We start from the raw sequence: 25,952 nt of genomic DNA, 5'->3' as shown, positions 1-25,952 counted from the left end.
CAAATAAATGAATGAAGAGAGTGTAACGATGGCAAAGTTATATTGGCAGACCGTTGGTGAAGGTAAACAAGATCTTGTGTTGCTGCACGGATGGGGACTGAACGCACAAGTCTGGCAAACAATTATTCCGCGAATCGCTTCGCACTTTCGGGTTCATTTAGTTGACCTGCCAGGTTATGGGCGTAGCCAAGGTTTCCTTCCTATGAATATTCAATCAATGGCAAATATTTTGTGGGAACAAGCGCCTAAAAACGCGATTTGGCTCGGTTGGTCACTTGGTGGGCTAGTTGCAAGTCGTGTTGCGCTTGACCATCCTTATGAAGTCAAAGGGTTAATTACCGTTGCTTCTTCTCCATGCTTTAAAGCAGAAGAAAACGGTTGGGCGGGGATCCGACCGGAAGTTTTATTAGGTTTCGAACAGCAACTTTCGGCTGATTTTCATCGTACCGTTGAGCGTTTTTTAGCATTGCAGACATTAGGGACAGAAAGCGCAAGAAATGATGCTAGAACCTTGAAGTCCGTGGTACTTGAACAACCTATCCCAACGGTTGAAACGTTAAATGCCGGGCTTGAATCATTGCGTACCGAAGATTTGCGCGATGAATTAAAACAGTTACCCATTCCTTTCTTGCGCATTTATGGTTATCTCGATGGCTTGGTACCGCGCAAAATAGTGCCCATTTTAGATGAGCTTTACCCTAATTCCCCATCTGTCATTATGCGCAATAGTGCCCATGCACCCTTTATTTCCCATCCTGATGAGTTTTGCGAATACCTGTTGGATTTTCAAAGTCGTATCGAGGAATAAATAAAAAAATCAGCCTAACTCATGGCTGATTTTTTTATGGTGTGCCTATTATTTGATTTTATACACAAAATGAGCGCAATCAGTGCTTTCTGGGCAGCCTTTACAACTACTGCCCGTTAAACAAGCGTTGATATCGACTTGTTCAATTTTTTCTAAGCTGATGAGTTTCTCAACCATCGCTTGAATTAATGGAACCGGTGTATTTAGCTGCTCACTGAGTAGCGAGATGTCAGCTTGCCCATATAAGGCGATTAAATCTCTTATTTGCAGCAAGCTAGTCATCGTTTTATTCCTTAGTGGCAAGCATCACTTGAACAGCCAGAACATTGCTCTGCAGTTTTGCTTTTGATGTTCAGGGTTACGCGGCTACGCATGCGGCGTAAGAATATGAACAAGGCAAGGTTGAACAGGACAACCGCAGCAATGGTAATCAAACTGCTTTGTGGGTGCTCGCTGAATGTGGCAACTTGGTAAAACAGAGCCGCGAGGCTATAAGCCACATTCAAGCCCCACAGAATGGAGAAACTCATCCAACTTTTATTGGTTTCACGTGCGATAGCACCCATCACCGAGACGCAAGGCACATACAGTAAGACGAAGATTAGGTAGCTATAGGCAGCAATGCCTGAACCAAATTTCGCTGCCATAGTGCCCATTGAACCGGACTCCATCTCTCCATCACCTTTACTGGCTTCGATAGGGTTTGATAGCGCACTTAAGGTAAAAGTTTCTTTTAAGCTGTCCCAAGTTTCAGAAACCGCATCTCCCAGTTCTTCCCATAAATTGAATGATTCTGCATCGAATGGCTCAGAAGTAATGGCTTCAGCGGTATACAGAGTATTTAAAGTCCCCACGACGACTTCTTTAGCCATCGCCCCGGTAATTAACCCCACGGTCGCTTGCCAATTATCTGCATGCACACCAATCGGCTGTAACGCAGGGGTAATGACTTTACTGACAGAAGCGAGTGCAGAGTCATTAATATTATCAACAGGCTTACCAGAGAAAGAGAAACTATTTAATGCACCAATAAAGATACTGGCAACGACGATAACTTTACCCGCTCGTACCACAAAGCCTTTTAGGCGTTGCCATGTTTGAATCAGCAATGTTTTGATGTGCGGTACATGGTAAACCGGAAGCTCCATAATAAACGGAGAGGCCTCGCCACGCATAAGGGTATGTTTTAGTAATAACCCTGTCAAAATGGCGACAACAATCCCTAAAATATAGAGAGAAAAGACCACACTAGCCCCATTTTTGCCAAAGAAAGCGGCAGCAAAAACAGCGAAAATGGCCAGCCTTGCACCACAAGACATAAACGGTGCCATTAGTACAGTAATGAGCCTTTCACGTGGTGCATCTAGCGTGCGTGCACCCATAATTGATGGTACGTTACAGCCAAAGCCGACAATCAACGGTACGAAGGATTTACCTGGTAAACCTAGCGCCTGCATGAGGCGGTCCATCACGAAAGCGGCTCGTGCCATATAACCCGAGTCTTCCAGTATTGAAAGAAACAGGTACATCATCCCGATTTGTGGTACTAACGGTAATACTGTATTAATACCACCGCCGACACCTTGGGCAAGGAAAATAGTGAGCCAATCAGGGAAGCTGAAATAGGCACCAACCCATTGAATACCATGAATAAATACCGCCTCAGAAGCACCTTCAAAGAAAGGCTGCAATGCCCCTCCAATGTTAATGGCTAAGACAAACATCAGGTACATCACAAATAAGAAAATAGGGACACCGAGCCAACGGCTCAGAATAAATCTATCCAGTGATTGTGTTAGTCGATTTGGTTCAGCGGCGCTATTGTTAATCGCGGCATGACAAATTGTGGCAATAGATTGATAACGTGCGTTAGCGATGAGTAGTTCAGGCTCTTCGTTTAAGCCTTCTTTCAGTGTTTGGCGTATCGCCAGTAATTGCCCTTCAGATATTTCTGCGCGTTGGCGGCTATAAATATCTCCTTCGAGAATTTGTAATGCTAACCAGCGGCGTTGCTGATGGCTAAATTGTTGTGTTGAAATTTGTTCAGATAACGAATCCACTGCCTGCAATAACTGGGGTGGATATTCCACAAGGGCTTGTTGGCTATTTTGTGGATGTGTATCAATGGCTTTTTTCAGTTTATCGATACCAGTTGCTCGAGTTGAAACCATTGGGATCACAGGGCAACCGAGCTGTTTTTCTAATTCAGTAATATTAATATCAATATGTTGGCTTTGAGCGATATCCAACATATTCAAGGCAACAATACATGGAACGCCTAACTCAACTAATTGTAATGTCAGATAGAGGTTACGCTCTAAATTGGATGCATCGACAACATTAATGAGCATGTCGGCCTCACCACTTAAAATAAAGTAGCAGGCGATTTGTTCGTCGAGAGAGGTTTGTTCAGAAATGGTGGTCAAAGAGTAAGTGCCGGGTAGGTCAACAAGCTCGATTTTATGGTCATCGGTATGGAAGCGACCCACTTTTCGTTCAACAGTGACCCCTGCCCAGTTACCGACCCGCTGCCTTGACCCTGTAAGTTGGTTAAATAGGGTCGTTTTGCCTGCATTGGGGTTACCAATTAAGCCGATAGTTAATCGTTTCATAGTGTTTGCCAATAATAAAAAAGAAATACTTAAACGGTGGTCGCTTCATCTAGATTGAGTAGGGCAAGATCCTTTTTACGCAGCACTAAGCTGACACGGTGAGTTTCTATTTGTACAGGATCACCAAAAGGCGCCAAGCGCACCACTTTAAAGACAGAACCCGGAAGTAAACCGAGTGAGAGTAGTTTTTGTCGGTATGCAGGACTGATTTCTGGAGAGAAACCAAGTATTTTGTAACTGCATTGAGGAAGTATTGCCATAGTGTCTTCCTAATCATTTAATTCATAATGATATCGATGACAATTGTTAAAGATTACAATTGCTCAGGTAATAAGACTGCCAAACAAAAATAAATCTAATTAACAATGAGAATCATAATCATCCACCTTTTGTTATATTTAGCCTCTTTTTTCGTCAGTTTGACTTGATGTGGATCAACGAAGCATTGAGTTTGCGGTGTTTCGTTAGCAAAAGTAATGGCGGAGTAAACGCGGGGGAGAGGGTGGAATAATGTTCAATATATTGGTTGGGATAATTAATTACAGCGATTATTTTTTGATATAGGCATCACAATAAGTACATTGCGATGCCTATTAAAAAGTTAGCGCTTTTTGCCAAATGCAGCAGCAAGGGCATCACTCATGGCACTATTACCAGAAGATGCGTTGTTTTGGCGTGAATTACCTCTTGATTGAGGAGCCTTACGTGTATTTTTGTCCTGCTCAGGGGCTGCACGGCGAGGTGCACTGTTCGCATCACCGGCTTGTTCATCTAAACGCATCGTTAACGCAATACGTTTGCGCGCAATATCCACATCTAACACTTTGACTTTTACAATGTCACCGGCTTTTACCACTTTGTGTGGGTCTTCGACATAACTATTTGAAAGTGAAGAAATATGAACTAAACCGTCTTGGTGAACACCAATATCTACAAAGGCACCGAAGTTAGTCACATTGGTAACCGCACCTTCTAAAATCATGCCAGGAGTCAGGTCCTTCATGGTTTCTACGCCTTCCGCGAAGGTCGCTGTTTTAAACTCAGGACGTGGGTCACGGCCCGGTTTTTCCAGCTCTTTAATGATGTCAGTGACGGTTGGAACCCCAAATTGTTCCGTGGTGAAGTCGCGTGGGCTCAAGGCATTAAGTACCTGTGAATTACCCATAATTTCTTTGAGCGGCTGGCGGACAGACTCAAGAATTTTTTCGACAATTGGATAAGCTTCAGGGTGAACAGTAGAGGCATCTAATGGGTTTTCACCATTGGTGATACGTAAGAAGCCTGCACATTGTTCAAAAGCTTTTGGCCCAAGACGCGCAACTTTGAGTAACTGTTTTCTATCGCTAAACTGGCCATTTTGGTCGCGCCAGTCCACCACGTTTTGCGCAATCATTTTGCTTAAACCGGCAACCCGAGTCAGTAAGGCAACAGAAGCGGTATTTAAGTCAACACCAACGGAGTTTACACAGTCTTCGACGACCGCATCGAGCTTACGCGCTAATTGCGTCTGGCTGACATCATGCTGATATTGGCCAACCCCAATGGATTTAGGGTCAATTTTCACCAATTCAGCCAACGGGTCTTGTAGGCGGCGGGCAATTGATACGGCACCACGTAAAGACACATCTAAGCTTGGAAATTCCAGCGCTGCAAGTTCAGAAGCGGAATAAACAGAAGCGCCAGCTTCGCTAACAATCACTTTCTGTGCCTTTACTTCTGGGTACTGTTTTTGTACTTCAGCAAAGAAACGTTCCGTTTCGCGAGAAGCGGTCCCGTTACCTATCGCTACTAATTCGACATTGTGTTTTTGGCAAAGTGCTGCGACGATGGTTGCCGCTTTGGCAGCTTGCCCGGTATGCGGATAAATCGTATCGGTCGCAATTAATTTTCCTGTCGCATCCACGACAGCGACTTTCACGCCAGTCCGCAGGCCTGGGTCTAAGCCCATGGTGGCACGCATTCCTGCAGGTGCTGCCATCAGTAAATCACTGAGGTTACGAGCAAATACGTTAATGGCTTCTTCTTCGGCCTTTTCACGCAGTGAGCTCATCACTTCTGTTTCCAAGTGCAGTAATACTTTGACACGCCATGTCCAACTGATCACCGCTTTACGCCATTGGTCAGCCGGAGCATTGTTTAAACGAATATCTAAGTGGCGGGTGATAATTTCTTCGCAGTAACTTTCTTTTGGTGGTTCATCGAACTGAGGATCACAGTTTAATGAAAGCTGTAGAATTCCTTCGTTACGACCACGGAACATCGCAAGAGCTCGATGAGAAGGAACCTGAGCAACAGGTTCGTGATGTTCAAAATAGTCGCTAAATTTTACCCCTTCTTCTTGCTTACCTTCTGCAACAACAGAAACAAGATGGGCATTTTTCCAAATATAGTCGCGAACTTTCGCTAAAAGAGCCGCATCTTCGGCGAAGCGTTCCATAAGGATATAGCGAGCGCCATCTAAAGCGGCTTTGACATCAGCAACACCTTTGTCTGCATCGATATAGGTTTTTGCGAGTTCATCAGGTGACTGGTTAGGGTCATTCCACAGGGTGTCAGCTAAAGGCTCAAGTCCTGCTTCGATGGCAATTTGCCCACGGGTGCGACGTTTCGGTTTATACGGAAGATACAGGTCTTCAAGTTCGGTTTTATTGAGCGTAGTGTCAATAGCGGAGGCAAGCTCAGGTGTCAATTTACCTTGCTCTTCTATCGATTTAAGAATGGTCTGTTTACGGTCATTTAATTCGCGCAAGTACCCTAAACGGCTTTCTAGCTGGCGAAGCTGAGTATCGTCCAACCCACCGGTAACTTCTTTACGATAACGCGCAATAAACGGGACAGTATTTCCTTCATCTAACAGCGTGATGGCAGAAAAAACCTGTTTCGGCTGGGCTTGCAGTTCCGCTGCAATAATTTGGCTTAGAGTTTCATTCATGTCGAATTTAAATACCTACTGAAAGAACAGTTAAAAAATTTACTGCACTGTTATACTTGGTGAGAAAGAGAATTTCCAGACTGAATTTGAGCCTATTGGTAGGAAAGTCTCAGATTATGTTCTATAAAATATTATAATTATGGCTCCACTGGCTAAAATCTGAAGGTTATGACTAAAAGTCTTTTAATTACACGTGAAGGTTGGGATGCATTAGATAAAGAGCTGAAGTACCTGTGGAAGGAAGAACGCCCTCGGGTTACTCAATCTGTTTCAGAGGCCGCTGCTCAAGGGGATCGCTCAGAAAATGCAGAATATATTTATGGTAAAAAAAGGTTGCGTGAGATTGATAGGCGCATCCGTTTTTTATCCAAAAGATTGGATCAATTAAGGATTATCGAGCCTGATCCCCGCCAAGAAGGCCGTGTCTTTTTTGGCGCATGGGTTAAACTAGAAGATGAAAATGAAAATATCAGAATATTCCGTATCGTCGGTGCTGATGAGTTCAACCCTACAAAACAATGGATTTCAATAGACTCTCCGGTAGCACGAGCCTTGATAGGCAAACAGGTTGATGATGAAATAACAGTAAATACGCCAGGAGGGCAGGTGACTTATTTTGTGTTAGAAATAAGCTACCACCCACTAACTACCTGAAGAGTAAAATGATTCATTAAATCCTACGTTAGTGGTAAATTAGTGAGCATTAATATTGTTTTACTTACATTCATTAAAAAAATAATTTGAAAGATGCACATCTTGAGGGCTACAAAATGCAGGAAAGTTATAAGGTTCTTGTCGTCGATGATGATATGCGTTTACGTGCACTGCTGGAACGTTACCTCACTGAGCAGGGTTTTCAGGTAAGGAGTGCTGCAAACGCTGAACAGATGGACAGAATCCTGACAAGGGAATCTATTCATTTGATCGTCTTAGATTTAATGCTACCGGGTGAAGATGGCCTATCGATTTGCCGCCGCTTACGTAGTCAAAATAACCCAATTCCTATTATTATGGTGACAGCGAAAGGTGAAGAAGTTGATCGTATCGTTGGCTTAGAAATCGGTGCAGATGACTATATTCCAAAACCTTTTAATCCACGGGAATTGCTAGCTCGTATCCGTGCGGTATTACGTCGTCAAGCTAACGAATTACCGGGTGCGCCATCTCAAGATGATGCAATAATTACTTTCGGTAAATTTAAATTAAATCTTGGAACACGAGAAATGTTCCAAGGTGATGAAAATATGCCATTAACCAGCGGCGAATTCGCGGTGTTAAAAGTGTTGGTTTCTTATCCAAGGGAACCGTTGTCTCGTGATAAGTTAATGAGCTTAGCGCGAGGCCGTGAATACAGTGCGATGGAACGTTCTATTGATGTTCAAATCTCACGTTTGCGTCGTATGGTTGAAGAAGACCCAGCACATCCTCGTTATATTCAGACGGTTTGGGGCTTGGGCTATGTGTTTGTTCCGGATGGAAGTAAAGCATGAAGCGACTGAGGTTTTCAAGGCGTAGTACATTTTCTCGCTCGTTATTTTTATTTGTAGCCTTACTGTTTGCGAGCCTCGTAACCAGTTATATGGTCGTGTTGAATTTTGTTGTGATGCCTAGCTTACAACAATTCAATAAGGTATTGGCATACGAAGTAAGAACATTAATGACAGAGAAAATGGTTCTACAAGATGGAACCTCAGTGCGGGTATCTCCCGCGTTGCGTAAGAAAATCTACAATGAATTAGGGATTACCTTTTATGCACATTCAGCGGCAATGGAAGAAGGGCTGAACTGGGCAAAAGAGTATGATTTTCTAAGCGAACATATGTCCGAATATATTGGTGGCAAGGCGAGTGTTCATCTCGAACTAGGCCGAGAGTATCCCATTCTATGGCTAACGTCTTATCTCGCACCTGATATCTGGGTGCGAGTTCCTCTGACTGAAATTGGTCAAAATCAGTTTTCCCTGGTTTTTCGCTATACCTTAACGATTTTTCTCACCATTTTTGCCGGGGTATGGTTGTATATACGCTACCAAAACAAGCCGTTGCTTGAATTGGAGTATCATGCAGGTGAAGTTGGTAAAGGGGTAATTTTGCCCCCAATGCAAGAAAAAGGCGCCACCGAGGTTAGGGCCGCCATCCGTTCTTTTAACCACATGGCAGCAGGGATTAAAACCTTAGAAAATGATCGAACTGTCTTAATGGCAGGGGTAAGCCATGACCTAAGAACACCTTTAACCCGTATTCGTTTAGCAACAGAGATGATGAGCCCAGAAGATAGCTATCTGGCGGAATCAATTAATAAAGATATTGAAGAGTGTGATGCGATTATCGGTCAATTCATGTCCTACCTGAAAACAGGTCAAGAAATGGATATGGAATTCTGTGACCTTAACGCTATTTTAATGGACGCGGTGAACTCAGAAAGCAATGTCATCGGTGAAATTGAAACCGCACTTGAGCCCGGCTCAATGATTGTTAATGGTAACCCATTAGCGATCAAACGCGCTATTACGAACATGATAGTTAATGCATACCGCTATGGTAATGGCTGGATCAAGGTCAGTAGTGGTAAAACGGAAGACTCAGTTTGGTTCCAAGTTGAAGACGATGGCGCAGGTATCAAAGAAGAAGATATTCACCGCCTGTTCCAGCCATTTGTGCAAGGTGAAAAAGCCCGTAGCAACAAAGGAACAGGGTTAGGTCTAGCGATTATTCGTCGAATTGTTGATGCTCACGAAGGGAGCATTGAGATTCATAAAAGTGAGCGTGGCGGGTTTGCTATTAGGGCTTTGCTTCCTCTTAAAGAGAAAGAAGACTAAATACTCTTCACACTTTACGCCGCAGCGTTGTTGGCTGCGTTCGGCTACTCGGGTCACATACTTGTGTATGCTCCCCGAGATATCCTCGCTTGCCGCCTAGCTGCAACACAAATTGTTTTGAGTATTATTTGTATCAAGTAGGAAAAGAGGCTATCTGTTTTGGCGCCTACCTACAGCTTGAACTATTTAGAGCTATCCTTCTACTCTTCACACTTTACGCCGCAGCGTTGTTGGCTGCGTTCGGCTACTCGGGTCACATACTTGTGTATGCTCCCCCGAGATATCCTCGCTTGCCGCCTAGCTGCAACACAAATTGTTTTGAGTATTACTTTATAGTTGCAGGATAAAAATATTTTTCGCTTTTATGACAGTCTGTCATTTTTCTTTTTGATATTAGTTTTGAAATTTTGTTTTTATAACTAATTGAATTTTAAGTTGTAAAATTGTATTTTTCTTCGTTTTTGTTTTCTCGCCAGTGAAAAAATCAGCAATTGTCATAAAACTGTCATAAAAACGACATGTTGTCGTAACTAAATTGTCCTATTTTTCCTACCGTGACATACACCCAACAATTTTATACTTGATTGTTTCTATACATCCCCGGAGGGATTATGAAAATGACGCGTACCACCTTAGCAAGCGTAATGGCAGCAACTTTATCTCTGACTGCAATGTCTTCTTTTGCTGCTACCAGCCTGACCGGAGCTGGCGCGACCTTTCCTGCTCCTGTTTATGCGAAGTGGGCAGATTCTTATCAGAAAGAAACAGGTAATAAAGTAAACTATCAGGGGATTGGTTCTTCTGGTGGTGTCAAACAAATTAATGCAAAAACAGTTGATTTCGGAGCTTCTGACGCCCCATTAACTGATGAAAAACTCAAAGAAGATGGCTTATTCCAGTTCCCTACGGTTATCGGTGGTGTGGTACTGGCTGTAAATGTAAAAGGCATTGAGTCTGGACAATTGACTTTAGATGGCAACACATTAGGTGATATCTATTTAGGTAAAATCACTAAATGGAATGACCCAGCAATCGCTAAATTGAATCCAAATGTGAGTTTACCAGACCAAGCTATCGCAGTCGTTAGACGTTCTGACGGTTCGGGTACTACGTTCGTATTCACGAGCTACCTTGCTAAAGTAAGCGCAAGCTGGAAATCAGACGTTGGTGCGGGCTCTACCGTTAACTGGCCGAAAAATAGCGTAGGTGGTAAAGGGAATGATGGCGTTGCAGCTTTCGTACAGCGTCTACCAGGTTCTATCGGTTATGTTGAATATGCATACGCAAAACAGAACAACCTTGCGTATACTAAATTAATCTCCGCTGATGGCGAAGCGGTTTCACCAACGGGTGAAAGCTTCAGCGCAGCAGCGAAGAAAGTGGACTGGTCTAAATCTTTTGCTCAAGATTTAACAAACCGTGATGGTGCGAATGCATGGCCGATAACCTCAACCACATTCATCTTAGTTCACAAGCAGCAAGAGAATGCGGAAAAAGGCAAAGCGGTTCTTGATTTCTTCAACTGGGCTTATGATAAAGGTGGTAAACAAGCGGAAGCACTAGATTACGCAATTTTACCTCAAGAAGTCGTGACCGCAGTACGTGCAGCATGGAAAACAGAAGTTAAAGATAGCCAAGGTAAAGCATTATTCTAGGTGAACTTAGGTTTTCTAAGTGCACTTAGGGTTGGAAATGGCGGGTAAGTGCTGAGGAACAGAGCTTACCCGCTCATCGTTGTAACGCAATCCTGTAGAAAAGAGCAGGAATGAAATGAGAACAAAGCGCATGGCCGAGAAAACAACGGCATTTAGAGCTCCCAGCAAATCAGGTGATGTGATTTTTAGTGCACTGGTAAAGATTGCCGCGCTCATCACTTTGTTAATGCTCGGAGGCATTATTATTTCCCTTATTTTTGCATCTTGGCCAAGTATGCAGAAGTTTGGGTTTTCGTTTTTGTGGACCAAAGAGTGGGATGCTCCGGCGGAAGAATTCGGTGCTCTTGTGCCTATTTATGGCACTATCGTTACATCGTTAATTGCTCTGATTATCGCAGTACCCGTTAGTTTTGGTATAGCACTATTCCTAACCGAGCTGGCTCCCAATTGGCTAAAACGTCCGCTTGGTATCGCGATTGAACTCCTTGCTGCTATCCCAAGTATCGTTTATGGGATGTGGGGGTTATTTGTCTTTGCACCTTTGTTTGCAGAGTATTTCCAAGAACCAGTTGGTAATGTGATGTCGAGTGTGCCGATTGTCGGTGAACTATTTTCAGGGCCTGCATTCGGAATCGGTATTTTAGCAGCGGGGATTATCCTCGCGATTATGATTATTCCGTATATTGCGTCAGTGATGCGCGATGTATTTGAACAAACTCCTGTGATGATGAAAGAGTCAGCCTACGGGATTGGCTGTACAACATGGGAAGTGATTTGGAATATCGTGCTGCCGTATACCCGCAATGGGGTAATCGGTGGAGTGATGTTAGGTCTTGGCCGTGCACTGGGTGAAACCATGGCGGTTACTTTCGTGATTGGTAATACTTACCAACTTGATAGCGCATCACTGTTTATGCCTGGAAACAGTATTACCTCAGCACTGGCAAATGAATTTGCGGAAGCTGAGAGCGGCTTACATACCTCGGCCTTGATGGAACTTGGACTGATCCTGTTTGTTATCACTTTTATTGTGTTAGCGATTTCCAAGTTAATGGTCATGCGTCTTGCGAAAAATGAGGGCCGTTAAAATGTCGATATCTCAACCTATCGCAGTGAATGAAAAAGAACGAGCTCGTCGTCAAGCGTGGCGTCGCCAAGTTAACAGAATGGCACTACTTGTCTCGATGTTAACTATGGCTTTCGGCTTGTTCTGGTTAGTGTGGATTTTATTTTCTACAGTCACTAAAGGGATTGATGGCATGTCCCTCAATCTGTTTACTGAAATGACTCCACCACCTAATACGGAAGGTGGCGGGTTGGCAAATGCCATCGTAGGTAGTGGCTTATTAATCTTATGGGCGACAGTTATCGGTACGCCTTTAGGGATTTTAGCGGGAATTTATTTAGCTGAATATGGGCGTAAGTCATGGTTAGCTTCAGTCACCCGCTTTATTAATGACATTTTATTATCAGCTCCATCTATCGTTGTAGGGTTGTTTGTGTACACCATTGTGGTTGCTCAAATGCAGCACTTCTCGGGTTGGGCTGGGGTCGTGGCGCTTGCATTGCTGCAAATTCCAATTGTTATTCGAACTACTGAAAATATGTTGAAATTAGTTCCGGATAGCTTGCGTGAAGCCGCTTATGCACTTGGCACACCAAAATGGAAAATGATTTTATCTATTACGCTAAAAGCGTCTGTGTCAGGGATTATCACTGGGATCTTGCTTGCAATTGCACGTATTGCTGGGGAAACCGCACCGCTTCTGTTTACTTCACTGTCAAATCAGTTCTGGAGTACAGATATGAGCGAGCCAATTGCCAACTTACCAGTGACAATCTTCAAATTTGCAATGAGCCCATTCTCTGAATGGCAAGAGCTTGCATGGGCTGGGGTTCTGTTAATTACCTTATGTGTCCTGCTGATTAACATCATTGCACGTGTTGTTTTCGCACAGAAAAAACACTAAGCGCCAGATAAATAAAGATTTAGAGAGAAAAGCAAACCATGATTAATGCAAACGATATTGCAAATAGTAAAATTAAAGTACGTGACCTCAACTTCTATTATGGCAAGTTTCACGCACTGAAAAATATCTCTTTAGACATTGAAAAAAATAAAGTGACTGCATTTATCGGCCCATCAGGCTGTGGTAAATCGACGTTATTACGCACCTTCAATAAAATGTATGAATTGTATGGCGAGCAGCGAGCAGAAGGTGAAATTTTACTGGATGGCCAAAACATCCTGACTGATAAACAAGATATTGCGTTATTGCGCGCAAAAGTCGGAATGGTTTTCCAAAAACCAACACCATTCCCGATGTCTATTTATGACAACATTGCATTTGGTGTGCGTTTATTTGAGAAGTTATCCCGTGTGGAAATGGATGAGCGCGTGCAGTGGGCGTTAACAAAGGCGGCATTATGGAATGAAACCAAAGATAAGTTACACCAAAGTGGTTATAGCTTGTCGGGTGGCCAGCAACAGCGTCTCTGTATTGCTCGTGGTATTGCTATTCGCCCTGAGGTTTTATTGCTAGATGAACCCTGTTCCGCTCTAGACCCTATTTCAACTGGTCGAATTGAAGAACTGATTAGTGAATTAAAATCAGAATACACCGTGGTGATTGTTACCCACAATATGCAACAAGCAGCACGCTGTTCTGACTATACGGCTTTCATGTATTTAGGGGAGTTAGTCGAGTTTAACCATACTGACAAAATGTTTACTACCCCAGAAATGAAGCAAACTGAAGATTATATTACTGGCCGCTACGGTTGATATGGAGCCGACGATGGATACGCTGAATCACAACAAACATATATCGGGGCAGTTCAATGCTGAACTGGAACATATCCATACTGAATTAATGACGATGGGAGGACTGGTCGAAGAGCAGCTTACCAAAGCCATTACGGCCATGCATAATCAGGATGAAGCCCTAGCACGTGAAGTTATCGAAAATGACCATAAAGTCAATATGATGGAAGTGGCCATTGATGAAGAATGCGTTAAAATCATCGCGAAACGCCAACCAACGGCGAGTGATTTGCGCCTGATTATGGCGATTTCAAAAACGATTGCTGAGCTGGAAAGAATCGGTGATGTTGCGGACAAAATCTGTCAAACCGCATTGGAAAAATTTTCTCATCAACACCAGCCCTTGTTAGTGAGTTTGGAATCATTAGGCCGTCATACAGTACAAATGCTACATGATGTATTAGATGCGTTCGCTCGAATGGATCTTGAAGAAGCGATTCGTATCTACCGTGAAGATGAGAAAGTTGACCAAGAGTATGAGGGCATCGTACGTCAATTGATGACCTACATGATGGAAGACCCACGAACGATCCCAAGTGTATTAACAGCACTATTCTGTGCTCGTTCAATTGAGCGCATCGGTGACCGTTGCCAAAATATCTGTGAGTTTATTTTCTACTATGTGAAGGGGCAGGATTTCCGTCATGTGGGTGGGGATAGTCTTGAGAAGATGTTAACGAATAAATAATTACTCGAATACTCGTCATATTTCGTGCTGTGGCGGTGTTGGCTTCGCTCGGCTACTCGGGTCACATACTGATGTATGCTCCCCGATATATCCTTGCTTGCCGCCTAGCCACAACACGAACTATTTAGAGTATTAAGCTACAACTCCAATCATTTGTCTCAATCTCTTCTACCGACTTTCTTCTTGCTCGATAAGAGTCTATTGATGGTTTAACCATGTCTGGGGCACCTTGTTATTAAGGTGGCTTTTTTTTGTCTCCATTAATATTCCATTTGGTTATAAATATATTATTTAATATTATTTCAAGTGCTAAGTAATAGTTGATAGCGTGTGATGGTCGATTTACAAAAATTTACCGTCAGGGGTGTTCAATGAAAGCTCGTATTCTAACGACTGTTTTACTTACAGGTTTAGCGCTGACAGCGAATGTCGCTAGCGCAGATAAATTAGATGATATCAAACAAGCGGGTGTGATCCGCATTTCTGTGTTTGATAGCAATCCACCATTTGGCTTTATTGACCCACAAACTAAAAAATTAGCGGGCTATGATGTGGATATCGCACAAGAAATTGCAGATAGCTTAGGGGTAAAACTTGAGCTTCGTCCCACTAACCCAGCAAACCGTATCCCACTTCTGACTTCGGGCAAAGTTGATCTGATTGGCGCTAATTTCACCATTACTGATGAGCGCGCAAAGCAAGTTGATTTTTCTATTCCTGATTTTGCGACAGGCCAAAAATTTATTGCCCGTAAAGGCGTATTAAAAACCCCTGACGATATCAAACCACTACGTATTGGTGCAGATAAAGGCACTGTGCAGGAAGTGACTTTACGTGAACGTTTCCCTGATACAAAGGTAATTTCGTACGATGATACGCCGCAAGCATTCGCTGCACTGCGTAATGGCAACGTCCAAGCTATCACACAAGATGATGCGAAACTGGTTGGTTTATTAGGTAATTTACCTGAAAAAGTGAAAGCAGATTTTGAAATTTCCCCATTTAGCCTGACGAAAGAATACCAAGCATTGGCAGCAAGCAAAGGTGAAACCCGTTTGGTTGAAAACGTCAACGAAACATTGTTGAAACTGGAGAAAGACGGTAAAGCCGAGGTAATTTATAACCGTTGGTTTGGGCCAGATACTAAAGCTGCACAGCCACGTGGGGACTTTAAATTTGCGCCACTGAGTGAGCAACAACCTCAGTCTTAACGGGTAGCGGTAAATATTCAGTGATATGAAGCCCTGCACTCTGTGCGGGGTTCTTGGTTATAAGGGATGCGTTTTTAATCACAGGCTGTGAAGGCAATAGGTCGTGAACAATGTTTGAAAAATTTTTGAGTGGTGATTTTTGGTCTGCCCATTTATTGGCCCCCGAGTATCTAGAATGGTTTGGCTACGGTTTTTTGATCACCGTTTGGATCTCGATTTGTACCATTGTTGCAGCCACTGCATTGGGTTTTATAGTTGCATCAGCAAAGGATAGTCAAATTGCTCCTGTGCGTTGGGCCGTGAGTATCTACATCTCTATTTTTAGAAATACGCCTTTGTTGGTGCAGTTATTCTTTTGGTACTTTGCTTCCGGTGAAATTTTATCCTCTGCCGCAATGGAATGGCTAAATACTCCCCATGAAATCCATTTATTTGGAATAACCGTGGGTTGGCCGTCATTTGAATTCTTAGCGGGTTTTATTGGTTTGACCTTGTATACCGTCCCTTTTATTGCCGAAGAAATTCGCGCTGGGATCCGTGGTGTTCGCCAAGGGCAAAAATATGCCGCGTTTGCTTTAGGATTAACGTCATGGCAGGCCATGAAATTAGTGGTATTACCGCAAGCCGTTAAAATCGCCATGCCTCCGCTACTGGGCCAATATATGAATGTGGTGAAAAACTCATCGTTAACGATGGCCATCGGTGTCGCAGAACTGTCTTATGTCTCTCGTCAGGTTGATAGCCAGACACTGCAAACCTTTACTGCCTTTGGGGTAGCGACAGTATTGTACATTGCTATTATTGCAGTAATGGAGGGGTGGGGCCAGTGGCGCCAGCAGCGTAATTTGGCTCAGGGGGTATAAAATGGATTTTTCAGTTATTGAGCAGAACTGGCAATATTTATTATTCGGTACTTTCCCTGATGGACCACTTGAAGGCGCAGCGCTGACGCTAGTCATTAGCTTACTTGCCGGTGCGGCCTCCATTGTATTAGGGACATTGGGCGGAATAGCCTTAGCCATGCTACGAGGCTTCTGGGTTAACCTGTTCGCCGCAGTTTTAGGCTTTTTTCGTGCAATTCCCGTCATTATGTTGATTTTTTGGACCTATTTCCTGTTGCCAATCTTATTGGGTATGGAAATTCCGGGTATTGCAACGGTAGTATGCGCATTGGCATTGATTACCTCCGCATATTTGGCTCATGCTGTGAAAGCGGGCATTTTAGCAATAGGGGCAGGGCAGTGGCAGGCAGGTTTATCCTTGGGGTTTAGCCGCTGGCAGGTATTATGGAATATCGTGTTACCACAAGCCTTACGCATGATGGTACCGTCATTTATTAACCAGTGGGTAGCATTAATTAAAGACACCTCATTAGCCTATGTTGTTGGTGTTGCGGAGCTTTCTTTCTTAGCAACCCAAGTGAACAACCGTGAAATGGTTTATCCTCTCGAAGTTTTCTTATTCGTTGCATTTATTTATTTTGTGATGTGCTTTGCGGTAGAAATTATTGCGAATAGAGTGGCGAAAAAGCTCAGTGCACAGCATCAACCCCAAAAACTGGCTGCGAAACATCGTTTATTGTTTTGGCGTCGACAAAAATTGTTAGCACTTTCCTAAATCAAAAGTGGTGGTGAAATACCCACCATTTTTTCACTCCACTATTTTGGGTTATTTTTATTATTTCATCTTGGCGTATCAGTTAGTTAGGACATTTTGGCTCCTTGCAGTTTACGCAATCGTTTTTTTTTGTGGTTTTTAATTGTAGTATAGGGCGAAAAAAACTTTTTTTGGGCGCAATATCTAATGAGTAATCAATCTTCTAGCTCGGCACAACCGCAGGGCTTGTTTCAGCGTGTTTTTAAATTGCAAGAGCACGGCACGACAGCACGGACAGAAGTTGTTGCAGGCTTCACCACCTTCCTGACGATGGTATATATCGTCTTTGTTAACCCTCAAATACTCTCAGTTGCAGGCATGGACATCAAAGCCGTGTTTGTGACCACCTGTTTAATTGCGGCAATTGGTAGCATTTTAATGGGGCTACTGGCAAATTTACCGATTGCTGTTGCACCCGCGATGGGCTTGAATGCCTTTTTTGCTTTTGTTGTTGTAGGGGCGATGGGGTATTCATGGGAAGTTGCTATGGGCGCCGTATTTTGGGGGGCTGTCGGCTTATTTATTCTGACACTATTCCGCATACGTTATTGGATTATCGCTAACATTCCTTTGAGTCTTCGCGTCGGGATCACCAGTGGTATCGGCCTATTTATTGCGATGATGGGGCTGAAAAACTCCGGCATTATTGTGGCTAACCCGGATACGTTAGTTTCTATCGGTAACTTGACTCACCATAATGTTTGGCTGGGAGCTCTCGGGTTCTTTATTATTGCCATCTTAGCGGCACGTAATATTCATGCCGCGGTATTAGTTTCTATTGCGGTGACCACTTTGATTGGTCTGGCTCTGGGAGATGTAAAATATTCTGGGATATTCTCAATGCCGCCAAGTATCACGAGTGTCGTGGGGCAGGTTGATTTCTCTGGTTCTTTAGATTTAGCGTTATCCGGTGTGATTTTTGCCTTTATGCTAGTCAATTTGTTTGACTCATCAGGTACCATGATTGGGGTGACTGACAAAGCGGGTATCACCAATGAACGCGGGACTTTCCCTCGAATGAAACAAGCTTTATATGTAGACAGCTTGAGTTCTGTCGCAGGTTCAGCGATGGGAACATCTTCAGTCACTGCATATATTGAAAGTTCTTCAGGTGTTTCTGTTGGTGGGCGTACAGGTTTAACCGCGATCGTCGTTGGTGTTTTATTCCTATTGACTATGTTTATCTCACCTCTTGCAGGTATGGTTCCAGCTTATGCAACTGCGGGAGCCTTGATTTACGTGGGCGTGCTGATGACATCAAGCCTAACTCGCGTGAAATGGGATGACTTAACTGAGTCTGTACCCGCATTTATTACTGCAGTGATGATGCCATTTAGTTTCTCGATTACTGAAGGTATTGCGTTGGGCTTTATTGCTTACTGTGCAATGAAAATTGGTACTGGTCGCTGGCGTGATCTGGGTTTGTGTGTGATTTTAGTCGCGGCGATGTTTTTGTTAAAAATGATCCTAGTCGACGCCTAAAATGCGCTTCATAATTCGTCATACTTCAAGCTGTGACGTTGTTGCCTACACTTGGTTACTCGGGTCACATACTTGTGTATGCTCCCCGAGATAACCTCGTTTGGCGCCTAACTACAACTTGAATTATTTAGAATATTGCTCAAGATAGCGCATTAATATTCGTTATACTTCAAGCTGTGATGTTGTTGTCTTCTCTCGGCTACTCGGGTCACATACTTATGTATGCTCCCCGAGATAACCTCGATTGACGCCTAGCCACAACTTGAATTATTTAGAATTATTTAATGAGTTAATCATTTCTCTTTTTGTTATTTGAACCTCCATGCTCTAAATAATTTGTGTTGCATGAGTGTACATGCAACACAAATTATTTAAGGTATAATCATTAAAGTACTATTGCGAAGGCAGGGTGGAGTAAAAAATCCGCTGAAATTGCAAACTAGTGCTTTCCCCCTTTATGGGATCCTGCTAGATTTCGCAGCAGAAACTGACTTTATCAAGGTATCAGACCATGAATGCACCAAAAAAAGCGGCTGCGAAGCCAAAGAAAAAATACCGTAAAACTAAAGAAGAGATAAATGCGGAAGGCCGTGAGCGTAAGCGTGAGAAAAAACATCGCGGTCATAAGTCTGGCAGCCGTTATGTAGAACAGGCTTCTAATAAGCAAAATGGTGGGCAAAATACTTCAACCGACCCACGTTTAGGTAGCAAAAAGCCAGTGCCTTTAATTGTGGATGAAAAACAGGTCACGAAACCTGCGGTTGAGAAAAAACAGCCAGCTGTTAAAGAAAAACTGACACCAGAAAAAGAGCTGGAAATGCTGGAAAGCGATGACCGTTTAGATAGCATTTTGGCACGCCTAGAAGATGGCGAAACCATCACGGCGCAAGAACAAGAATATGTTGATACTTGTTTAGACCGTATCGATGAGCTGATGAATATTCTCGGTATTGAATATAGCGAAGAAGAAGAGGAAGAAGACGAAGAAAAACTTGATGACATTATGCGCATCTTAAAAAGTAAATAATTTCGTTTAAAAGATCCCTCGCGCTAGCGGGGGATTTGGCTATTTTTTCTGCTAACTCACTTTTCTTTGATGTTGCATCAAGTCTCTTTTCTCTAACATATTTATACTCGTCATATTTTAAAGCTGCAGCGTTGTTGACTATGTTCATTCGCACTAGTCATATACTTATGTATACTCCTAGCGACTCATTCACTTGTCGCCTAGCTGCAACTCGAAATATTTAGAGTCTATAATGCTTATGCAGGTTATAAAATTTTCACTCTCATCGAATAACAAATTAAATAGAGTGAAGTCATCGTTATAGTTTGAGCTTTTGGTCAATTGAGGAATGTTATGTCAGAGCAAAATATTGTTTGGGATCTTTCTCTCATTCAAAAATACAATTATTCAGGGCCACGTTATACTTCGTACCCCACCGCCTTGGAATTTAATCAAGAGTACGATGAGAATGCGTTTGTTCAAGCAACGCAGCGTTATCCTGATCGCCCCTTATCGCTCTATGTTCATATTCCTTTTTGCCATAAACTTTGTTATTTCTGTGGCTGTAATAAATTAGTGACACGCCAAAAACATAAAGCCGATGAATATCTTCAAGTAATTGAAAAAGAAATTATTCAGCGCGCAGCGTTATTAAAAAACCGCATCGTGACACAAATGCATTGGGGCGGTGGTACTCCAACTTATCTCGATAAAGCTCAAGTCAGCCATTTGGTTGGTTTATTGAAAAAACACTTTAATTTTGCGGATGATGTGGAAATGTCGATTGAAGTCGACCCGCGTGAAATTGAACTGGATATGATAGACCACTTACGCCATGAAGGGTTTAATCGCCTAAGCATGGGCGTGCAAGATTTTAATAAAGAAGTTCAGGTACTGGTTAACCGAGAACAGGACGAAGATTTTATTTTTGCCCTAATTAAACGGGCCAAAGAGATGGGCTTTACCTCGACAAGTATTGATTTGATTTATGGTTTACCTAAACAAACACCTGAAAGCTTTGCATTTACCCTAAAGAAAGTGGCTGAATTATCACCAGATCGTTTAAGTGTGTTCAATTATGCGCACTTACCTAATTTATTTGCGGCGCAGCGTAAAATTAAAGACGCTGATTTACCAAGTGCGGAGCAAAAACTCGATATTCTGCAAGACACAATTGCGACTCTCACCAGAGATGGTTATCAATTTATTGGTATGGATCACTTTGCACGCCCTGAGGATGAACTTGCCGTGGCACAACGGGAAGGCATTCTGCACCGTAATTTTCAAGGTTACACCACCCAAGGAGATTGTGATTTACTGGGGTTAGGGGTTTCTGCGATCAGTATGTTAGGTGATAACTACGCACAAAATCAGAAAGATTTGAAAACCTATTATGCGCAAGTTGAAGAGCAAGGTCACGCGCTGTGGCGTGGACTCGCCTTAACTGATGATGATTGTCTACGCCGCGATGTCATCAAAACCTTAATCTGTAACTTCCAATTGAGTTTCGCGCAAATCGAAGAGTTATATCCGATAGATTTTAAATCTTACTTTAAGGAAGATTTAGAACTGCTGAAACCAATGGCTGAAGATGGGCTGGTTGAAATAACAGATAAAGGTATTAAAGTGACACCACAAGGACGTTTACTTATTCGTAATATTTGCATGTGTTTTGATGTGTATTTGCGTAATCAGATGAGGCAGCGGCAGTTTTCCCGCGTCATCTAAATGCTCTTCATATTTCGTCCTGTCGCGTTGTTGTCTTCATTCAGCCACACGGGTCACATACTTAGTGTATGCTCCCCGCGCTGTCTTCATTTCGACGCCTAGCGACAGAACGAACTATTTAGAGCATCTTATCTTAGTCAGAAATCTATTCATTAATTTTTTCAATTAATTGATAAGTCGCGGTAATGCGGTCAGGGATTGGATACCATTTGTTGGACAAAATCACCACCGCGATTCGGTCTTCAGGAATAAATGCCGCATAGGCTGCAAAACCATTGGTTGAACCTGTTTTATTGTAAAAAGCCTGAGTTTCAGGTGGCATTACAGGATGGATAGCTTCAACTTTTTGCGGTGTGAGCGCCATTTCATCTCGATTACCTTGCTGTAATTGAGCAAGAGATACTGGCCATGAATAGCTTTCCCACATCATATCTTGCATAAATGAATCGGTCATGTAGAACCCCGTATGTGTGTTCTCTACGGCTTCCTGCCACGGTTTTGCTACTTTCTTCGTTTGCATATTAATATCTAAGAAGCGAATTAGATCTTTAGCATTAGATTTTAAACCATAAGATTCAGCATCTAAAATTTGTGGTGTCACACGAACGGGTTGATCGTTCTTATTATAACCTTGGGCATAATTTTTCTGTTGGTTTTTAGGCACATGAATATAAGTATGTTTTAATCCAAGTGCAGGCAACATCAATTTTTCCATCGCTTGTTCAAATGGCATTTTGAGTTGTTTTGCTGTAACGATACCGAGTAATCCCACACCAAGATTTGAATAAGAGCGATATTGCCCAATGGCTTTGGTCGGTTTCCACTGCTGGTAATAACGGATTAATTCCGCTGAATTCGTAATACTATCAGGCACAAATAACGATAAACCCGAAGTGTGTGTAGCCAAGTTCATTACTGTCACTTGGTCGAAAGCAGACCCTTTTAATTCAGGAAGATAGTGGCTTACCTTTTGCGAAAAATCGAGTTTTCCTTGGTTTTGTGCATAGGCTGCGAGTGTAGCAGTAAAGGTTTTAGATAAAGAGCCAATCTCAAATAAAGTCTCATCACTGACAGGGACTGAACTTTGCTTAGACTGCACACCATAGTGATAAATATAGTGTTTTCCATCAACAGAAATGGCTACAGACATTCCGGGGATCTGCTTTTGTTCCATTAGAGGTTTAATTATATTATCGACATCTTTTTGTGTGAATGCATGGGTGGATAGTGTCGTTAATGCCACACTGAGAGCGACAAAAATTCGCCCCTGACGAAAAAGATTTTTCATAGAGTTATTCCAATAAGTACAAGTTTAAGTTATTCCTGACAGGAACAGGAAAGCACTTCATAGCAAGTGTAAAGTGCTTTAATATACGGTTTTCAGCGGGTAGCCCGTGGTTGAAAAATAGTATGCATGCTTTCAAGCATTATTTAAAACGATATAAAATTCGATGAGGTAAAAGAAAATCTTATGGCAGAAAATTATCGTCATCGGCTACCCCTCAATGCACTTAGGGCATTTGAAGCTTCCGCACGGCATTTAAGCTTTACGCGAGCCGGAATAGAATTGAATGTCACTCAGGCCGCTGTCAGTCAACAAGTTAGGCTGTTAGAGGAGCAACTGGGACTTGAACTGTTCATTCGCTTACCTAGAGGGTTGGCATTAACCGAAGAAGGCTTTGCCTTGCTGCCCGTATTGAGCCGCTCTTTTGACCAAATCGAGTCACTATTACTGCAATTTGAGGATGGTCATTATCGGGAAGCTTTAAGTATTTCAGTGGTCGGTACATTTGCGGTGGGTTGGTTATTACCAAGGCTAACGCAATTCTCTGAACGATATCCTTATATTGATTTACGCATTATGACCCATAACAATGTAGTAAATTTAGCTGCTGAAGGCGTTGATTTTGCTATTCGTTTTGGTGAAGGATTATGGCCACTAGTAGAGAATACACCACTGTTTTCAACTGCGCATACTGTGCTTTGTTCAGAGAAAGTTGCAAATCAGCTGAAACATCCATTAGATTTAAAATCTCACCAGTTAATGCGTTCATATCGTAAAGACGAATGGGAGAAATGGTTTTTAGCCGCAGAAGTGGAACCTTGGCGTGTCAAAGGGCCTGTATTTGATTCATCGCGTTTGATGATTGAAGCTGCGCTATTAACCGACGGTGTAGCGTTGGTGCCAAGTTGCATGTTCAACCATGAATTAAGTGCAGGGGTGTTAGTTCAACCTTTTGATATATCCGTAACTCTGGGGGGATATTGGCTAAGTCGTTTAAAATCGAGAGCTATGACACCGGCGATGGCGATATTTCATAATTGGTTGGTGGATGAATCTAAAAAAGAACAATAAGTCGGTGCTATACTATAAATAGAAATAGCACCGAGATTTAATTTACTAGCATAATATAATGCTCATATTTAGAAGTTAAAATACCAGAGCTTCAGCCGAGAAATAATTCTTTTTGCTAATAGGGAGCTCTGTACTATTAATCTCTGTGACGGCTGTAGTAAAGAAATAGGTTGGTGAAACATTAAATATTTGTGCCAATTGGTAAATGGTATCGACATGAATATTAACCTCACCATTTTCATAGCGTGATTGATGTTGTTGGCTAATACCTAATAACATGCTTAATTCTTTACCACTCATTCCGTGACTTTCTCTTAATGACCTTATTTTTAAACCGACAGATTTAGATATTTTTCGTTTCATAATGTTCTCTCTAACTTATTTAATATTGTAATGTGAATATAATTAAATATTATTAATGTAATTTGTTTTTCTAGTGTTATGTATTATTACTTAATTTATTAAATATCAATAGATTGAAAAAATGATTGAATATCAATCTCAAAATATGTTGCATACTGGAACAGTCTATCTAACGTTATTCTATTTATACCTCTTTCATATCGTGATTGCTGTTGTGGGCTGATGCCAATAACCTCTGATAGTTCATTAATTGAAAGCCCATTCGTTTTTCGATAAAAAAGTATTTTTTTACCAATTAGGTGAGATGTTGAATAAGACATATAGACTCCTAAAATTATATTTTTTATTGCTAACTAGACACTATGTAAAGATTATATATCTATATTAACCATTTTTATTAAATAGTAAATTTGCTATTTATCAATTGTTCGATGATATTTTTCGATGTTAGCAATAAAAATCAAATTGTAGGTAAATTAACCTCTTTTTATGATTGATGTTGAGTGTTATTTATTCATATCTTATATTAACTGACGCTGTTGAATTTGCGGCTCCTGCGGTTATATTATTAGCAGTTTTAATATATCGAGCTTTCCAATTAAAAATATAGTCGCCACCTGCAACATTATTTTGCAAAGTAAACTTTGAATTAAGCTTTATTGGGTTGCTGTTTCTATCTAATAATTGAATGGCGATTCCGGTCGCTTGCCCTTGTCCTGACAGTTTAATTTTCCCTGTATTAGTATCAACATACCCAGCACTACTTGTCACTGTCACTTTTAGATTAGTGCCTGCAGCACAGCTTAATGTAATGGGTATATTGACACTATTGCTAGTCGTACCAATTGCTTTAAATTGAGTATCGTACCAAGTTCCCAAATTAACCGTATAACTATTCGCTTTTGTCGAACACTTTAATACATTAATTTTGATTGCACCTGCTGGAATATTCAACGATGTTAAATTCCACGTACTGTTATGTGGTGCAGGGTTACGCTGTGTTAGTCTTCCCACATGCCCTGCCTTTAAATTTCCGCCCTGTGTGACTTGTCCTGTTTTTTTGATAGTAATAGTCCAATATGGGTTAGGAATACCCCAAGCAGCTGGGTTAGCTAATGTTGGTGGTCCATAACGTGTGTTCAAGAAACCAATTTCCGTTGCTTTTACTTGAATGCTGATGCCCGGTATATTACTGGCTGCAATTTTATTACCGTTTGGTACCCAACCATTCACATAATCAGCATGTAAATAGGCATCACCGCATTGGCCATTACTTTTTGGGCCTGAAAATGTATTGACTTGTGAGCCTTTAAAATTGACTCGAATAGTATCGAGGTCTCGTGCTCCTGTATCGTCATATTGTAATGAATAGGTTTTCGTAGGTACATTAACCACAACATTTCGTAAGTTCGGGTTTTGAATACAGGCCGCTTGTGTATACGCAGAATAAGCAAAAACTGAACCTATTATTATCAATAATATTTTCTTTTTAGTCATAAAACATCCTTAAAATTTACTTTTTTTATTTAAATATTTTTCTTTTGCATGCTCAATCTCATTGATCTCCCTAGAATTGAAAATAAAAAAAGCTATAATATCAATTTCAAATATCTTAGAGTAATGATAAAGCCTATCAATATTAATTCGATTAATACCACGCTCATAGCGTGATTGTTGTTGTTCACTAACGCCTATTATTTTAGATAAACTCTCTAATGTCATGCCTTTCATTTTTCGGTAATAGGTAATTTTATTGCCAATTATTCTTGATATAGGATAGTAATTAGGCATACTGCTTTCTCCTATTAAAACT

25 protein-coding genes are annotated in these 25,952 nt (G+C 41.9%); 16 read left to right on the top strand and 9 right to left on the bottom strand.

Going from position 1 to position 25,952, the window contains the following annotated elements; translation table 11 throughout:
* Positions 1 to 28: 28 nt before the first annotated feature.
* A complete protein-coding gene (gene bioH / locus PR725_RS13890; RefSeq protein WP_004266128.1) occupies positions 29 to 808 on the top strand; it encodes a pimeloyl-ACP methyl ester esterase BioH in 780 nt (259 codons plus the stop codon).
* A 48-nt stretch (positions 809 to 856) separates the two neighbouring features.
* Here bioH and PR725_RS13885 read toward each other — a convergent pair whose 3' ends face one another.
* The 4 genes from PR725_RS13885 to PR725_RS13870 all read right to left on the bottom strand — a co-directional run bounded on the left by PR725_RS13885 (position 857) and on the right by PR725_RS13870 (position 6,352).
* The gene (locus PR725_RS13885) at positions 857 to 1,090 is read right to left on the bottom strand and encodes a FeoC-like transcriptional regulator (RefSeq protein ID WP_004266127.1); all 234 of its coding nucleotides are present in this window, start codon (positions 1,088 to 1,090) and stop codon (positions 857 to 859) included.
* Positions 1,091 to 1,101: 11 nt separating this feature from the next.
* Positions 1,102 to 3,420 (bottom strand): Fe(2+) transporter permease subunit FeoB, encoded by a 2,319-nt coding sequence (gene feoB, locus PR725_RS13880; protein WP_272569432.1) that lies wholly within the window; start codon positions 3,418 to 3,420, stop codon positions 1,102 to 1,104.
* Between the two features lie 29 nt (positions 3,421 to 3,449).
* Positions 3,450 to 3,680 carry a ferrous iron transporter A gene (gene feoA / locus PR725_RS13875; RefSeq protein WP_004266125.1) on the bottom strand — a complete coding sequence of 77 codons (231 nt, stop codon included), beginning with the start codon at positions 3,678 to 3,680 and terminating at the stop codon, positions 3,450 to 3,452.
* Between the two features lie 341 nt (positions 3,681 to 4,021).
* Entirely contained in the window at positions 4,022 to 6,352 is a 2,331-nt protein-coding gene (locus tag PR725_RS13870) for a Tex family protein (RefSeq protein WP_117162934.1), read from the bottom strand.
* A 168-nt stretch (positions 6,353 to 6,520) separates the two neighbouring features.
* Here PR725_RS13870 and greB point away from each other — a divergent pair, with 168 nt between their 5' ends.
* The 14 genes from greB (at position 6,521) to hemN (ending at position 21,420) form a co-directional block, all read left to right on the top strand.
* The gene (greB, locus tag PR725_RS13865; RefSeq protein WP_109912392.1) at positions 6,521 to 7,006 is read left to right on the top strand and encodes a transcription elongation factor GreB; all 486 of its coding nucleotides are present in this window, start codon (positions 6,521 to 6,523) and stop codon (positions 7,004 to 7,006) included.
* A gap of 116 nt (positions 7,007 to 7,122) precedes the next feature.
* Positions 7,123 to 7,842, top strand: a complete 720-nt coding sequence (gene ompR, locus PR725_RS13860; RefSeq protein WP_004266122.1) for an osmolarity response regulator transcription factor OmpR — start codon at positions 7,123 to 7,125, stop codon at positions 7,840 to 7,842.
* Positions 7,839 to 9,170, top strand: a complete 1,332-nt coding sequence (gene envZ, locus PR725_RS13855) for a two-component system sensor histidine kinase EnvZ (RefSeq protein ID WP_004266121.1) — start codon at positions 7,839 to 7,841, stop codon at positions 9,168 to 9,170. Before ompR ends, envZ begins: the two co-directional genes overlap by 4 nt.
* A 611-nt stretch (positions 9,171 to 9,781) precedes the next feature.
* On the top strand, positions 9,782 to 10,825 hold the full coding sequence (pstS, locus tag PR725_RS13850) for a phosphate ABC transporter substrate-binding protein PstS (protein WP_004266120.1): 1,044 nt from the start codon (positions 9,782 to 9,784) through the stop codon (positions 10,823 to 10,825).
* A 130-nt stretch (positions 10,826 to 10,955) separates the two neighbouring features.
* The gene (gene pstC, locus PR725_RS13845; protein ID WP_004262847.1) at positions 10,956 to 11,912 is read left to right on the top strand and encodes a phosphate ABC transporter permease PstC; all 957 of its coding nucleotides are present in this window, start codon (positions 10,956 to 10,958) and stop codon (positions 11,910 to 11,912) included.
* A 1-nt stretch (position 11,913) separates the two neighbouring features.
* Complete coding sequence (pstA, locus tag PR725_RS13840; protein WP_004266119.1) at positions 11,914 to 12,795, top strand: phosphate ABC transporter permease PstA; 882 nt, start codon at positions 11,914 to 11,916, stop codon at positions 12,793 to 12,795.
* 38 nt (positions 12,796 to 12,833) lie between these two features.
* Positions 12,834 to 13,610, top strand: a complete 777-nt coding sequence (pstB, locus tag PR725_RS13835; RefSeq protein ID WP_004262838.1) for a phosphate ABC transporter ATP-binding protein PstB — start codon at positions 12,834 to 12,836, stop codon at positions 13,608 to 13,610.
* A gap of 13 nt (positions 13,611 to 13,623) precedes the next feature.
* Complete coding sequence (gene phoU, locus PR725_RS13830; protein ID WP_036958602.1) at positions 13,624 to 14,337, top strand: phosphate signaling complex protein PhoU; 714 nt, start codon at positions 13,624 to 13,626, stop codon at positions 14,335 to 14,337.
* A 371-nt stretch (positions 14,338 to 14,708) separates the two neighbouring features.
* Positions 14,709 to 15,548 (top strand): ABC transporter substrate-binding protein, encoded by an 840-nt coding sequence (locus tag PR725_RS13825; protein WP_004266117.1) that lies wholly within the window; start codon positions 14,709 to 14,711, stop codon positions 15,546 to 15,548.
* Between the two features lie 110 nt (positions 15,549 to 15,658).
* Positions 15,659 to 16,411, top strand: coding sequence for an amino acid ABC transporter permease (locus PR725_RS13820; RefSeq protein ID WP_196719983.1), 753 nt, complete (start codon positions 15,659 to 15,661; stop codon positions 16,409 to 16,411).
* Between the two features lies 1 nt (position 16,412).
* Positions 16,413 to 17,165, top strand: a complete 753-nt coding sequence (locus tag PR725_RS13815; protein ID WP_004266115.1) for an amino acid ABC transporter permease — start codon at positions 16,413 to 16,415, stop codon at positions 17,163 to 17,165.
* Between the two features lie 186 nt (positions 17,166 to 17,351).
* Positions 17,352 to 18,686: an NCS2 family permease gene (locus tag PR725_RS13810; RefSeq protein WP_004266114.1), complete on the top strand. Its 1,335-nt coding sequence runs from the start codon at positions 17,352 to 17,354 to the stop codon at positions 18,684 to 18,686.
* A gap of 511 nt (positions 18,687 to 19,197) precedes the next feature.
* A complete protein-coding gene (yihI, locus tag PR725_RS13805; RefSeq protein ID WP_109912393.1) occupies positions 19,198 to 19,713 on the top strand; it encodes a Der GTPase-activating protein YihI in 516 nt (171 codons plus the stop codon).
* A gap of 333 nt (positions 19,714 to 20,046) precedes the next feature.
* Positions 20,047 to 21,420, top strand: coding sequence for an oxygen-independent coproporphyrinogen III oxidase (gene hemN, locus PR725_RS13800; protein ID WP_123382640.1), 1,374 nt, complete (start codon positions 20,047 to 20,049; stop codon positions 21,418 to 21,420).
* A 145-nt stretch (positions 21,421 to 21,565) separates the two neighbouring features.
* Here hemN and ampC read toward each other — a convergent pair whose 3' ends face one another.
* A complete protein-coding gene (gene ampC, locus PR725_RS13795) occupies positions 21,566 to 22,708 on the bottom strand; it encodes a class C beta-lactamase (protein ID WP_110731467.1) in 1,143 nt (380 codons plus the stop codon).
* Between the two features lie 183 nt (positions 22,709 to 22,891).
* On the opposite strand from ampC, the gene PR725_RS13790 reads away from it, so the two are divergent.
* Positions 22,892 to 23,776, top strand: coding sequence for a LysR family transcriptional regulator (locus tag PR725_RS13790; protein WP_164528271.1), 885 nt, complete (start codon positions 22,892 to 22,894; stop codon positions 23,774 to 23,776).
* 75 nt (positions 23,777 to 23,851) lie between these two features.
* Here PR725_RS13790 and PR725_RS13785 read toward each other — a convergent pair whose 3' ends face one another.
* The 4 genes from PR725_RS13785 to PR725_RS13770 all read right to left on the bottom strand — a co-directional run bounded on the left by PR725_RS13785 (position 23,852) and on the right by PR725_RS13770 (position 25,930).
* Positions 23,852 to 24,139, bottom strand: a complete 288-nt coding sequence (locus tag PR725_RS13785) for a helix-turn-helix domain-containing protein (protein ID WP_042851462.1) — start codon at positions 24,137 to 24,139, stop codon at positions 23,852 to 23,854.
* A 98-nt stretch (positions 24,140 to 24,237) separates the two neighbouring features.
* Complete coding sequence (locus PR725_RS13780; protein WP_004266109.1) at positions 24,238 to 24,459, bottom strand: helix-turn-helix domain-containing protein; 222 nt, start codon at positions 24,457 to 24,459, stop codon at positions 24,238 to 24,240.
* A gap of 190 nt (positions 24,460 to 24,649) precedes the next feature.
* The gene (locus tag PR725_RS13775; RefSeq protein WP_109912397.1) at positions 24,650 to 25,636 is read right to left on the bottom strand and encodes a fimbrial protein; all 987 of its coding nucleotides are present in this window, start codon (positions 25,634 to 25,636) and stop codon (positions 24,650 to 24,652) included.
* Positions 25,637 to 25,645: 9 nt separating this feature from the next.
* Positions 25,646 to 25,930, bottom strand: a complete 285-nt coding sequence (locus tag PR725_RS13770) for a helix-turn-helix domain-containing protein (RefSeq protein WP_004266107.1) — start codon at positions 25,928 to 25,930, stop codon at positions 25,646 to 25,648.
* Positions 25,931 to 25,952: the final 22 nt, after the last annotated feature.

It is taken from the genome of Providencia sp. PROV255 (assembly GCF_028478065.1).
Lineage (GTDB): Bacteria > Pseudomonadota > Gammaproteobacteria > Enterobacterales > Enterobacteriaceae > Providencia > Providencia rettgeri.
Note: the sequence above shows the minus strand (reverse complement) of the source record. Positions and strands in the feature narration are given on the sequence as shown.